Here is a 13,168-nt window from a genome sequence, read left to right on the forward strand (position 1 = left end):
GCGCCAGCCACGGCTGGGCGAGCGTACTCGCAGCTCGCACGCCGGCCAGGTGCGGTGGCTGGGACGCCGCTGCCGGCATCTGACAGGATTTCGGCATGAAGGAATACCTCCTCATCGCGCTCGCCCTGCTCGGCGTGCTGATCCTCGGCGGCCTCGGGCTGGTGGTGCCACGGCTGCGTCGGCGCCCCGAACCGCCGCTGCCTGAGACGGAGGTGGACACCCGGGCCGAGGAGGACCTCGCCGGGCCGCCCGTCGAGGCATCCGAGTCCGACCTCTCCACCGGGATTTTGGTCGAGCCGCCGCCCGTGGTGGAGGCGCCCGCGCCCACCGTCGAGGTGCCCGAGCCGACCGCCGGCCGACTGGTCCGGCTGCGCTCCCGGCTGTCCCGCTCGCAGAACGCCTTCGGCAAGGGCCTGCTCGGGCTGCTCTCCCGCGACCACCTCGACGAGGACGCCTGGGAGGAGATCGAGGACAGCCTGATCACCGCCGACGTCGGGATCGACGCCACCCGGGACATCGTCGACCGGCTCCGGGAGCGGACCAGGGTGCTCGGCACCCGGTCCGCCACCGAGCTGCGCGCCCTGCTCGCCGCCGAACTGGTCAACGCCCTCGACCCGAGCCTGGACCGGTCGCTGCTGACCGCCCCGAAGGACGGCGTCCCGGCGGTGCTGCTGGTGGTCGGGGTCAACGGCGCCGGCAAGACCACCACCTGCGGCAAGATCGCCCGGGTGCTGGTCGCCGACGGCCGTACCGTGCTGCTCGGCGCGGCCGACACCTTCCGCGCCGCCGCCGCCGACCAGCTGGAGACCTGGGGTGGCCGGGTCGGCGCGGAGACCGTCCGCGGGCCGGAGGCCGCCGACCCGGCCAGCGTGGCCTTCGACGCGGTCAAGCGGGGCATCGACACCGGCGTGGACACCGTGCTGATCGACACCGCCGGCCGGCTCCAGAACAAGATCGGCCTGATGGACGAGCTGGGCAAGGTCAAGCGCGTCGTCGAGAAGCACGGCCCGATCGACGAGACCCTGCTCATCCTCGACGCCACCACCGGCCAGAACGGCCTTGAGCAGGCCCGGGTCTTCACCGAGGTGGTCAACGTGACCGGTGTGGTGCTGACCAAGCTCGACGGCACCGCCAAGGGCGGCATCGTGATCGCCGTACAGCGCAAGCTCGGCATTCCGGTCAAGCTGGTCGGCCTCGGCGAGGGCAAGGACGACCTGGCCCCGTTCGACCCGGCGCAGTTCGTCGACGCGCTGCTCGGCACCGAGCCGCTCGCCCGGGACGCGTAACCTCGCAGTGACCAGTGACGATCGCGCCCACGCCGGATGGCGCGAGGACCGCCACCCGGCGCCGGGCCTCGGGAGACCGTACGTGACTTCGCAGGAGATCCCGCTGCACGGCGGGAACGTGAGCACCGTGGTCCGGGTGGGCGACACCGTCCGGCGCAACGCCGGGCCGTGGACCCCGTCCGTGCACGCCCTGCTGCGCCACCTGGAGTACGTCGGGTTCACCGGCGCCCCCCGGGCGCTCGGGATGGACGAGCGCAACCGCGAGGTGCTGTCGTACCTGGAGGGGGAGTGCGGGGAGTACCCGCTGGCCCCGCACTGGGTCACCGACGAGGCGTTGGTGACGGTCGCCACCATGCTGCGGATGTTCCACGACGCCCAGTACGGCTTCGCCCCGCCGCCCGGCGCGGTGTGGCGCTCCTTCGGGCCGCCGCCGCCGGACACCGAGGTGATCTGCCACCACGACGCCGCCCCGCACAACGTCATCTGGCGGCCGGACGGCACCCTCGGGCTGATCGACTTCGACCTCGCCTCGCCGGGCGCGCGGATCTACGACGTGGCGTACGCGGCCTGGACCTGGGTGCCGATCTTCTCCGACCGGGACTCGATCACGCTGGGCTGGAATCGCCCGGACCGGCCGCGCCGGCTGCGGCTGTTCGCCGACGCGTACGGGCTGATCCCGCGCGACCGGCACCGGCTGATCCGGACCATCCGCAAGCGCGTCGTCGACCACGTCGAGGGCATCCGCCGGATGGCCGCCGCAGGCGAGCCGGCGTTCGTCCGGATCGTGCACAAGGGTCACCTCCGGCGCCCCATGCGCGACCTGCGCCTGCTCGACTACGAACGCCACGCCCTGGAGTACGCCCTCCGCTAACCTCACCCGCCCCGCACCCGCGCGCCCCGCACCCGCGCGCCCCGCACCCGCGCGCCCCGCACCCGCGCGCCGCGCGCCCGCGCGCCCCGCACCCGCGCGCCCGCGCGCCCTGCGCCCGCACTTTCACGGAAAGAGTGGTCATTCCGACGGGGATGGCCACTCTTTCCGTGAAAGTGCGGGGAGGACGAGGCGGGGCGGGGCCTGGCGGTACTTCGACGGCTCGACCGCGTCGAACGGGCAAAGTCGAAGGGCGACCCGTGGCAGGTGTCGATGATGTCGGCAGGGCGTGCATCCCCGGGGGGCTGCCAAGCCGGAGACCCTCACGACTTTGCCGGAGCCGTGGGGGGAGGGGAGATGGGAGGGGTGGGCTGGTGGCGGTGAGGAGTTCTTCACACGTATGAAACACAGCGTCACGGGTTGGAAATCGACGGGTGACGGTGAAGGAAACAGGAGGCGACCAAGCTTCCGCGCATCCGGCGTACGGGCGACGCTGCCCCGGAAGCCGCGAAGGAGGGAACTTCACCTTTAGGAGGCCAGCGTGCCTGAAGCACCGACGATCGACGGCGCCAACACCGTTTGGCTGCTGGTTTCGACCGCGCTCGTGCTGCTCATGACGCCCGGGCTCGCGCTGTTCTACGGCGGGCTCAACCGGGCCAAGGGCGTGCTCAACATGATGATGATGAGCTTCTCCGCCATCGGGCTCATCTCTGTTCTGTGGTGGTTCTACGGCTTCAGCGTCGCCTTCGGGGCCGACGTGAACGGATTCTGGGGCGACCCGGGCGCGTACCTCGGCACCAAGACCTTCCTGGCCGAGACGGACCTGTGGGGCGCCACCGCGGAGAACCCCAGCGGCATCGGGGTCCCGCTGTACGTGTTCATGGCGTTCCAGATGGTCTTCGCGGTGATCACCGTCGCGCTGATCAGCGGCGCCATCTCCGACCGGGCCAGGTTCGGCGGCTGGCTGCTGTTCGCCTTCGGCTGGGCGACGCTGGTCTACTTCCCGGTCGCGCACTGGGTGTGGGGCGGCGGCATCATCGGCGGCGACATCCATGCGCTGGACTTCGCCGGTGGCACCGCGGTACACATCAACGCCGGCGCGGCGGCCCTGGCCGTGGCGCTGGTGCTCGGCAAGCGGCTGGGCTGGCCCCGCGAGGGCATGAAGCCGCACAACATCCCGCTGGTCGCGCTCGGCGCCGGCCTGCTCTGGTTCGGCTGGTTCGGGTTCAACGCCGGCTCGGAGTTGACCGTCGACTCGGTCGCCGGGCTCGCGTTCATCAACACCCAGCTCGCCACCGCCGCGGCGGTGCTCGGCTGGCTCGCGGTGGAGTGGATCAAGGACAAGAGGCCGACCATGGTCGGGGCGTCCTCCGGCGCCGTCGCCGGCCTGGTCGCGATCACCCCGGCCTGTGGCTTCATCGCACCCTGGGCCGCGGTCCTGCTCGGCATCGTCGCCGGCGTGGTCTGCGCGCTCGCCATCAGCCTGAAGTACAAGCTCGGCTACGACGACTCCCTCGACGTGGTCGGCGTGCACTTCGTCGGCGGCTGGATCGGGTCGCTGTGGCTCGGCCTGTTCGCCACCAACTCGGTCAACGCCGCGATCAGCGACGTGGTCGGCGCCTCCGACGGCCTGTTCTACGGCGGCGGCGTCACGCAGCTCGGCCGCCAGGCGATCGCCGGCCTGATCGTGACCGTCTGGTCGTTCGCGGTCGCCTGGGTGCTCGCCTTCGCGATCGAGAAGACCATCGGCTTCCGGGTCAAGCCCGAGGCCGAGGTCGAGGGCATCGACATCGCCGAGCACGCCGAGAGCGGCTACGACCTCTCCCCGGCCGGCGGCAGCGGCAGCGGCGGCGCGTTCGCGCTCGCCGGGATCGGGTCGCCGGGCGGTACCGCCGGCACCAAGCCGGCGTCGGAGGAACCCGCCGAGCCGGTCAGCGAGAAGGTCGCCGGTTAACGTTCGTGGGATGGAGGGGTTGGACATGAAGCTGGTGACCGCAGTCATCAAGCCGTACCAGCTGGACGCGGTGAAGGAGGCTCTGCACGCCCTCGGGGTGGCCGGGCTGACCGTCAGTGAGGTCCAGGGGTACGGCCGGCAGAAGGGGCACACCGAGGTCTACCGGGGTGCCGAGTACACCGTCGAGTTCCTGCCCAAGATCCGGGTGGAGGTGCTCACCGACGAGATCGACGTCGACAAGATCGTCGACGCCATCGTCGGTGCCGCCCGGACCGGCAAGATCGGCGACGGCAAGGTATGGGTCACGGGCGTCGAGGAGGTCGTCCGGGTCCGCACAGGCGAACGCGGCCTGGACGCCCTCTAATCCGGAATGCGGAAGATGACCTCGTTGATCAAGAGGAATGCGTCGGAAAGTGCCGGCGACGGTGACACAAACCTCTTGATCAACGAGGTCGTTGGCGTTGTTGGGGGGGTGGGGGAGGGGGCTCGGAGGGCTCGGGCGGAGGCGTTCGAGCGGTGGTTGGGGGGACTGCTGCCCTGGCCGGGTGGGGTGGCGTTGGTTGCCGTGGGCGGGCTCGGGCGGCGGGAGTGTGCCCCGTACGGGGACCTTGACCTGGTGTTGGTGCATGCCGGGGTGGGCGGGATGGACGAGTTGGCCCCGAAGGTCTGGTACCCGATCTGGGATGCCGGGCTGCGGCTGGACCACTCGGTGCGTACCGTCGCCGAGGCGCTCTCGGTGGGCCAGGACGACGTCAAGGTCGCCCTCGGCCTGCTCGACGCCCGGTTTGTCGCCGGGGACCGGGAACTGGCCGACACGCTGGTCCGGACCGCCACCGACCACTGGCGGCGCACCGCCGTACGCCGCCTCCCGGGCCTGCGGGAGATCACCACCGCCCGCTGGCAGGCCCACGGCGAGCTGGCCTTCCTGCTGGAGGGCGACCTCAAGGAGGCCGCCGGCGGGCTGCGCGACGTGGGCATCCTGCGGGCCATCGCCACCGCCGGCATCACCGACGCGCTGCGCCCCGCCGTCCGGGCCGCCCACCTGCGACTGCTCGACACCCGCGACGCCCTGCACGAGCAGGCCGGCCGCCGGGTCGACCGGCTGGTCGCTCAGGAACGCGACGGGGTCGCCACCCGGCTCGGGCTACGGCAGCTCCAGCCCGACGCCGCGCAGCGACCTGAAGCCGTCGCGGGGCAGCTCCAGCCCGACGCAGGGCAGGGGGCGGGGGCCGTCGCGGGGCAGTTCCAGCCCGGCACCGGGCAAGGGGCCTTCGTGCGCGACGGCGACGCGCTGCTGCGCCGGGTCGCCGGGGACGCCCGCACCGTCAGCCACGCCCTCGACGACGCCTGGCGGGCCGCCGACCGGCTGCGCTCCGGTCGCCGCAGGGGCGTCGGCTCCCGGCCGGTGCGCCGCCCGGTCGCCCGGGACGTCGTCGAGCACGACGGGGAGCTGGTGCTGGCCCGCACCGCCATCGGCGCCCGCCCCGACCCGAGCCTGTCGCTGCGGATGGCCGCCGCGGCGGGCACCACCCGACTGCCGATCGCCCGGGCCACCTGCGAGTGGCTGGCCGCGTACTGCCCACCGCTGCCGTCGCCGTGGCCCGCCGAGGCCCGCGCCGCGCTGATCACCCTGCTCGGGGCCGGTCCCGGCCTGGTGCCCGCCTGGGAGACCTGCGACCGGTACGGGCTGATCGACGGCTGGCTGCCCGAGTGGCCCCGGCTGCGCAGCCTGCCCCAGCACAACCCGGTGCACCGGTACACCCTCGACCGGCACCTCGTGCAGACCGCGTACGAGGCCGGTCGGCACACCCGCGAGGTGGACCGGCCGGACCTGCTGCTGCTCGGCGCGCTCCTGCACGACATCGGCAAGGGGCTGCCGGGCGTGGGTGCCGCCGGGCATGAGCCCGTCGACGCCTTCGCAGACCACAGCATCGTCGGCGCGCCGCTGGCCGAGGCCGTGGCCGCTCGGATCGGCCTGCCCGGGCCCGAGGTGGCCCTGATCGGCACGCTGGTCCGGCTGCACCTGCTCCTGCCCGACGTGGCCACCCGCCGCGACCTGTCCGACCCGGTGACCGTCGCCCGGGTGGCCGAGCAGGTCGGCGATCCGACCACCCTGGACCTGCTGCACGCCCTGGTCCGCGCCGACGCGGCGGCCACCGGCCCGGCCGCCTGGTCGGACTGGAAGGGCCGGCTCGTCGCCGAGCTGGTCACCCGGGTCCGCACGGCGCTGGACACCGGCGTGCTGCCCGCCCCGCCCGCCCCGGACCCGGCGCTGGTCGCCGGGCCACTGCCGGTCGTACACCTGACCGGGGACCGGGTGGCGGTGGCCGCGGCCGACCGGCGGGGGCTGCTCGCGACGGTGGCCGGCTGCCTGGCCCTGCACCGGCTGGAGGTGCTCGCCGCGGACGCCGCCACGGTCGACGGCCGGGCCCTGGTCGAGTTCCGGGTGCAACCCCGGTACGGCCTGCCGCCCGACCCGATCGCCCTCGGCGGCGACCTGCGCCGGGCGGTCGCCGGGGACGTCTCGGTCACCCAGCGCCTGCGCGGCCGGGCCCTCGCGGCGCGCGGCTGCGGGGCGGCGCCCCGGGTGGTCTGGCACCGGGAGGCGGCCACCGATGCGGTGCTGCTGGAGCTGCGTGCCGCCGACGCGGCGGGGCTGCTGTACCGGGTGACCTGCGCCCTCGACGAGGCCGGCGCCCAGGTTCGCGCGGCCCGCATCTCCACCCTCGGCGGCGACGTGGTGGACGCCTTCTACCTGGTCGGCGGCTGGCCCTCCGACGACGAGCGGGCCCGCCTGGAGGCCGCCGTCCTGGCCGCCGTGTGAGGGACTGTTCCGGCCGCCGGGTGGGGGGCCGTTCCGGCCGCCGGGTGGGGGACCGTTCCGGCCGCCGGGCGAGGGGGGAACGGTCGTCCCCGCCCTGGGGCCCGCCTCCCGCCGCCGCGATCCCGCTGCCCGGCGGCGGGGCCGAAGCGCGGGCGCGGGCGGCGGGCTACCCTAGCCATGGCCGGACACCTGAGCCCGGCCGCGTTGTGCCCGCCGGAACACTGACAAACGGGATGTTCGCGTGTTTGACACCTTGAGTGACCGCCTCTCCGGGATCTTCACCAAGCTCCGCGGCAAGGGTCGGCTCACCGACGCCGACATCGACGCCACCGCGCGCGAGATCCGCATGGCGCTGCTGGAGGCCGATGTCGCCCTGCCGGTGGTCAAGGGCTTCATCGCGAACGTCAAGGAGCGGGCGCGCGGCGCGGAGGTCTCCCAGGCGCTGAACCCGGCGCAGATGATCGTCAAGATCGTCAACGAGGAGCTGATCAAGGTCCTCGGCGGCGAGGGGCGGCGGCTCCAGTTCGCCAAGCAGTCGCCGACGGTGATCATGCTCGCCGGCCTCCAGGGCTCCGGCAAGACCACCCTGGCCGGCAAGCTCGCCCGCTGGCTCAAGGCCCAGGGCCACCAGCCGCTGCTGGTCGCCGCCGACCTCCAGCGTCCCAACGCCGTCGGGCAGCTCCAGGTGCTCGGTGGCCGCGCCGGCGTCGAGGTGTACGCCCCGGAGCCCGGCAACGGCACCGGCGACCCGGTGCAGGTCGCGCGCGCCTCGATCGAGCACGCGAGGCGGGCCGCCCGGGACATCGTCATCGTCGACACCGCCGGCCGGCTCGGCATCGACACCGAGATGATGCGGCAGGCCGCCGACATCCGCGACGCGGTCAACCCGGACGAGGTCATCTTCGTCATCGACGCGATGGTCGGCCAGGACGCCGTACGCACCGCCGAGGCGTTCCGCGACGGTGTCGGCATCACCGGCGTCGTGCTCTCCAAGCTCGACGGCGACGCCCGGGGTGGCGCCGCGCTCTCGGTCCGCGAGGTGACCGGGCAGCCGATCCTGTTCGCCTCCACCGGCGAGAAGCTGGAGGACTTCGACGTCTTCCACCCCGACCGGATGGCCAGCCGGATCCTCGGCATGGGCGACGTCCTCACTCTGATCGAGCAGGCCGAGCAGGCCTTCGACTCCGATCAGAAGGAGAAGATGACCGCCAAGCTGATGGGCGGCGAGCAGTTCACCCTGGAGGACTTCCTCGACCAGCTCATCGCGGTCCGCCGGATGGGCCCGATCGCCAACGTGCTGGCCATGATGCCGGGCATGGGGCAGATGAAGGACCAGCTCGCCGAGCTGGACGACAAGCACTTCGACCGGGTCACCGCGATCATCCGGTCGATGACCCCGGCCGAGCGCACCAACCCGAAGATCATCAACGGCTCCCGTCGGGCCCGGATCGCGGGCGGCTCGGGCGTCACGGTGATGGACGTCAACCAGCTGCTCAACCGCTTCACCGACGCGCAGAAGATGATGAAGCAGATGGGCGGCATGATGGGCCTGCCCGGCGGCGGCCGGCGCAAGGCGACCAAGTCGCCGAAGAACAAGCGCAAGGGCACCAAGGGCGGCAACCGGCCGCGCACCGGAGCGGGCGCCGGGATGCCGGGCGGCTTCCCGGGCGGCATGCCGCAGCTCCCGCCGGGCCTCGACCCGAACGACCTGGCCGGCGGGCAGGGCCTCCCGCCCGGCTTCAAGCTTCCGAAGATCGACTTCAACAAGCTCGGCAAGGGCGGCGACAACGGCCCCCGCTGACGCGTGTCGGTGACGGTGGGCGACAATGTCGACGCTCAGGGTGATATTGCCTCCTGGGGGGAGATGTCATGACCGCAGCGCCGATCCTGCCCGAGCGGCATGAGTGGACGGTCGACGACCTGTCGAAGGACCTTCCGTACGAACTGATCAACGGAAGGTTGATCCTGCCGTCGCCCACCCTGCTGCACCAGGACATGTGCGTCGAGCTCGCCGACCTCCGCCTGCTCGCCACCGACGGGGAGTGATCGGGTAGGACTGTGCACATGGCTCTGCATGTGCGCGGTGTGCTGCTCCCCGACGACGAGGTCCGGGATCTCTGGCTGGTCGGCGACCGGGTCACCTTCGACCCGGTGCCCGGGGCGGAGACGGTCGTCGACGGCGGCTTCATCCTCCCCGGGTTGACCGACGCCCACTGCCACCTCGGCATCGCCCGGGGCGGCGCCCCGGTCACCTCCCTCGACCAGGCCCGCGCGCTGGCCCGCGCCGACCGGGACGCCGGGGTCCTCGCGATCCGCGACGCCGGCTCGCCGTACCCGTACCCGGAGCTCGACGACGACCCGGAGCTGCCGCGACTGGCCCGCGCGGGCCGGCACGTCGCCCCGCCGAAGCGCTACCTGCGCGACATCGGCGTGGAGGTCGACGCGGCGGAGGTGGCCGCCACCGTCGCCGCCCAGGCCGCCGCCGGCAACGGCTGGGTCAAGCTGGTCGGCGACTGGATCGACCGGGGGGTCGGCGACCTCGCCCCCGCCTGGGACGCCGACACGATGACCGCCGCCGTGGCCGCCGCGCACGCCGCCGGGGCGCGGGCGGCGGTGCACACCTTCGCCGAGTCCGCCGTCGAGATCATGGTGCGGGCCGGGGTGGACTCGGTCGAGCATGGCACCGGGCTCAGCCTCGACCTGATCGACCTGATGGCCCGGCAGGGCACCGCCCTCGTCCCCACGATGATCAACATCGCCACGTTCGGCGGGATCGCCGAGCAGGCCCGCGCGAAGTTCCCCGGGTACGCCGACCACATGCTCGCCCTGCGCGACCGGTTCCCCGAGGTGGTCCGGTCCGCGTACGAGGCGGGGGTGCCCATCTACGTCGGCACCGACGCGGGCGGCGGCATCGACCACGGGCTGGCCGCCGAGGAGATGATGCTGCTGCACGAGCGGGCCGGCATGTCGGCGGTGGACGTCCTGGCCGCCGCCTCCTGGAAGGCGCGGGAGTGGCTGGGCTTCCCGGGCCTGGTCGAGGGCGGCCTCGCGGACCTCACCGTCTATCCGGAGGACCCCCGCCGGAACCTGTCGGTGGTCCGCACCCCCAGCCGGATCATTCTCCGCGGCCACCCCCTCCGAAGAGGGTGAGGGCCAGGTCGGTCAGGGACTGAGCGGTTCGGTCGATTGGGGAGCGGGGGAGCACGATGTGGCTGACCACCAGGCGGACGATGGTGTCGGCGGCGAACGCCAGGGCGGCCGGGTCGGCCGTCGGGAGGCGGACGGTGGCCCAGTCCAGCAGCGCTCCGGCCGCCTCGGTGAGCACCAGCTCGGCGCGGGTGGTCAGGTACGGCAGCAGCTCGTCCGAGCCGCCCCGGGCGCTGGTCAGGATCGCCTTGAGCAGCGGGTTGTCCGCCGCCGCGGCGAGGGTGTGCGAGATCGCCGCGTACGCCCCGGCCCGGACGTCGTCGCCGTGCGCGTCCAGGTTGGCCCGCACGTCGGTGACGAAGCGGTCCACCTCGCGCCGGGCGAGGGCCTCGGCCAGCCCCGCCTTGCTGCCGAACTCGTTGTAGACGGTCTGCCGGCTCACCCCGGCCGCGCCGGCCACCTCGCCCATCCGGACGCCGTCCCAGCCGCCGGCCACGGTCTGCGCCCGGGCGGCGTCGACGATGCTGTCCCGCAGTCGCTGCCGGGCGGCGTCCCTGAACTCACCCATAATGGTCGAAGTCTACGGCCGGGGCGACCCGGCCCGCCGCCATGGGCGGCCCGACGACGGCCGGTCGGCGGGTGGCTCGGGAGTGGCACGTCAGGCCGTATGGCCGCCGCTCGGCGGGTGGCTCGGGGAGTGGCATGTCGCGCCCGATGGTGGCGGTCCGGCGGGGGCCGCATAGGATCTGCGGTCATGGCACGCGTGCTCACTCCCCGAGCGGAGGACTTTCCCCGCTGGTACCAGGACCTGATCGCCAAGGCGAAGCTGGCCGACAACGGCCCGGTCCGGGGGACCATGGTCATCCGACCGGCCGGCTACGCCATCTGGGAGCGGATGCAGGCCGAGATGGACGCCCGGATCAAGGCGGCCGGCGCGGAGAACGCGTATTTCCCGCTGTTCATCCCGGAGAGCTACCTCAAGCGCGAGGCCGAGCACGTCGAGGGCTTCTCGCCGGAGCTGGCGGTGGTCACCCACGGCGGCGGCAAGCAGCTCGCCGAGCCGGTGGTGGTGCGCCCCACCAGCGAGACGGTGATCGGCGAGTTCATGGCCAAGTGGATCGACTCGTACCGGGACCTGCCGCTGCTGCTCAACCAGTGGGCGAACGTGGTCCGCTGGGAGCTGCGCCCCCGGATCTTCCTGCGCACCAGCGAGTTCCTCTGGCAGGAGGGGCACACCGCCCACGCGACCCGTTCCGACGCCCAGGCGTACGCCCGGAGGATCCTGCACGAGGCGTACGAGGACCTGATGGTCAACGTGCTCGCCATCCCCGTGGTGGTGGGCCTGAAGACCGCCCGTGAGCGCTTCGCCGGGGCCACCGCCACGTTCACGTGCGAGGGCATGATGGGCGACGGAAAGGCCCTCCAGCTCGGCACCAGCCACGAGCTGGGGCAGAACTTCGCCAAGGCGTTCGACATCAGCTACTCCTCCGCCGAGGGCGGCCGGGAGCACGCCTGGACGACCTCCTGGGGCACCTCGACGCGGATGCTGGGCGGCCTGATCATGGCCCACGGCGACGACAACGGGCTGCGGGTGCCGCCGAAGCTGGCGCCGGTCCAGGCGTACGTGATGGTGGTCAAGGCCGGCGAGGGCGTCGGCGAGGCGGCGGCCGAGCTGGTCGACGCGCTGCGCGACGCCGGGGTCCGGGTCGCGCTCGACGACCGCACCGACACCCCGTTCGGCCGCCGGGCCGTCGATGCCGAGCTGCGGGGCTATCCGGTACGCGTCGAGGTCGGCCCCCGCGACCTGGCCGCCGGCAACGCGGTCGTGGTCCGGCGTACGGACGGCTCGAAGTCGCCCACCCCGGTGGCCGACGTGGTCGGCGCGGTGCTGGCCGCCCTGGACGCCGACCAGCGGGTGCTGCACGACCAGGCACTCGCGCACCGCGAGTCCCGCACCGTCGAGGTCGCCACGCTCGCCGAGGCGATCGAGGCCGCGGCCACCGGCTGGGCCCGGGTGCCGTGGTCGGCGGTCGGCGTGGCCGGCGAGGCCGAGGCGAACGGCCAGGGCGTCACCGTGCGCTGCCTGCTGCGCGCCGACGGCTCGGTCCCGGACTCCGAGGACGAGCCCGACCTGGTCGCCATCCTGGCCCGCGCCTACTGACCCACCGCCTGCGAGGGGCGGCCGGCACCCCCGGCCGCCCCTCGACGCGTTCCCGGCCACCGAGGCCCGGGCGTCGGAACACCGGCGTGCCGCGCCCCGGTAGGGTCGGTGCCCATGACGTTCGCGCCAGGCCGGTTGATCATGCATCGCAACGTGCGGCACGGCCGGATCGGTTGGGTCCGGGCGGGCCGGGTGGTCAGCGACGACGAGCGTGGCCTGCTCATCTTCGTCGCCCGCGACTCGCCGGTGGCCTACGAGGTCACCGAGGCCGGCCTCGGGATGCGGGCGATGCCGTTCGCCGAGTGGGTCACGTCGTCGTACCGGCTGGCGTCCGGGCGGTGGAACGGGCCGTCGGTGCTCAAGTTCCTGCCCGTGGGCGCGGCCCACTCGGTCTGGTGGTTCTCCGACGCCGACGGGCGCTTCGCCAACTGGTACGTCAACCTGGAGGAGCCGGGCGTCCGCTGGGACGACGGCGACGTGGCCGGGGTGGACATGGTCGACCAGGACCTCGACGTGGTGATCCGACCGGACCGCGGCTGGGAGTGGAAGGACGAGGAGGAGTTCGCCGAGCGGCTGGCCTTCCCCGACGACTACTGGGTGGCCGACGAGGCGGCGGTGCGCGCCGAAGGGCTGCGGGTGATCGCCCGCGCCGAGGCCGGCGAGTTCCCGTTCGACGGCACCTGGTGCGACTTCACCCCGCCGCCCGGGTGGGAGGTGCCGGAGAAGCTGCCGGACGGCTGGGATCGTCCGCCGGCACGTTGACCGCCGCCGCGAGTGCCCGAAAAGCCGGACAAAGGGCGCGGAGGGGCGTCATCCGGTGGTCGGGTGAGTGACCTGGCCCGCCGGTGTGAAGGATCCCGGCCCGATCTGGCAGAATAGGTCGCTGGTATCCGGCACGCGTTCGGCGCCCTCTAACCCGGGCGCGTCG

The 13,168-nt window shown here is 73.3% G+C and carries 11 protein-coding genes; 10 read left to right on the top strand and 1 reads right to left on the bottom strand.

Going from position 1 to position 13,168, the window contains the following annotated elements; genetic code table 11:
• Positions 1-95 precede the first annotated feature (95 nt).
• The 8 genes from ftsY (at position 96) to GVV04_RS13020 (ending at position 10,082) form a co-directional block, all read left to right on the top strand.
• Complete coding sequence (gene ftsY / locus GVV04_RS12985) at positions 96-1,286, top strand: signal recognition particle-docking protein FtsY (RefSeq protein WP_161687883.1); 1,191 nt, start codon at positions 96-98, stop codon at positions 1,284-1,286.
• A gap of 7 nt (positions 1,287-1,293) precedes the next feature.
• Positions 1,294-2,157 carry an aminoglycoside phosphotransferase family protein gene (locus GVV04_RS12990; RefSeq protein ID WP_328822349.1) on the top strand — a complete coding sequence of 288 codons (864 nt, stop codon included), beginning with the start codon at positions 1,294-1,296 and terminating at the stop codon, positions 2,155-2,157.
• Positions 2,158-2,695: 538 nt separating this feature from the next.
• Entirely contained in the window at positions 2,696-4,108 is a 1,413-nt protein-coding gene (locus GVV04_RS12995; protein WP_161687889.1) for an ammonium transporter, read from the top strand.
• A 25-nt stretch (positions 4,109-4,133) separates the two neighbouring features.
• Entirely contained in the window at positions 4,134-4,472 is a 339-nt protein-coding gene (locus tag GVV04_RS13000) for a P-II family nitrogen regulator (RefSeq protein WP_174537509.1), read from the top strand.
• Between the two features lie 15 nt (positions 4,473-4,487).
• Positions 4,488-6,932 carry a [protein-PII] uridylyltransferase gene (locus GVV04_RS13005; RefSeq protein ID WP_161687891.1) on the top strand — a complete coding sequence of 815 codons (2,445 nt, stop codon included), beginning with the start codon at positions 4,488-4,490 and terminating at the stop codon, positions 6,930-6,932.
• Between the two features lie 241 nt (positions 6,933-7,173).
• A complete protein-coding gene (gene ffh, locus GVV04_RS13010) occupies positions 7,174-8,733 on the top strand; it encodes a signal recognition particle protein (protein WP_161687894.1) in 1,560 nt (519 codons plus the stop codon).
• A gap of 68 nt (positions 8,734-8,801) precedes the next feature.
• Positions 8,802-8,978, top strand: coding sequence for a hypothetical protein (locus GVV04_RS13015; protein WP_235965981.1), 177 nt, complete (start codon positions 8,802-8,804; stop codon positions 8,976-8,978).
• Positions 8,979-8,996: 18 nt separating this feature from the next.
• The gene (locus GVV04_RS13020; protein WP_161687896.1) at positions 8,997-10,082 is read left to right on the top strand and encodes an amidohydrolase family protein; all 1,086 of its coding nucleotides are present in this window, start codon (positions 8,997-8,999) and stop codon (positions 10,080-10,082) included.
• Here the strand turns inward: GVV04_RS13020 and GVV04_RS13025 are convergent.
• Positions 10,048-10,647 (bottom strand): TetR/AcrR family transcriptional regulator, encoded by a 600-nt coding sequence (locus GVV04_RS13025; RefSeq protein WP_161687899.1) that lies wholly within the window; start codon positions 10,645-10,647, stop codon positions 10,048-10,050. The two genes, GVV04_RS13020 and GVV04_RS13025, sit on opposite strands and share 35 nt — an antisense overlap.
• Positions 10,648-10,833: 186 nt before the next feature.
• On the opposite strand from GVV04_RS13025, the gene proS reads away from it, so the two are divergent.
• A complete protein-coding gene (gene proS / locus GVV04_RS13030) occupies positions 10,834-12,240 on the top strand; it encodes a proline--tRNA ligase (protein WP_161687901.1) in 1,407 nt (468 codons plus the stop codon).
• 114 nt (positions 12,241-12,354) lie between these two features.
• Positions 12,355-13,002 carry a DUF402 domain-containing protein gene (locus tag GVV04_RS13035; RefSeq protein WP_161687904.1) on the top strand — a complete coding sequence of 216 codons (648 nt, stop codon included), beginning with the start codon at positions 12,355-12,357 and terminating at the stop codon, positions 13,000-13,002.
• Positions 13,003-13,168 lie beyond the last annotated feature (166 nt).

Source organism: Micromonospora rubida (assembly GCF_009908295.1).
Lineage (GTDB): Bacteria > Actinomycetota > Actinomycetes > Mycobacteriales > Micromonosporaceae > Micromonospora > Micromonospora rubida.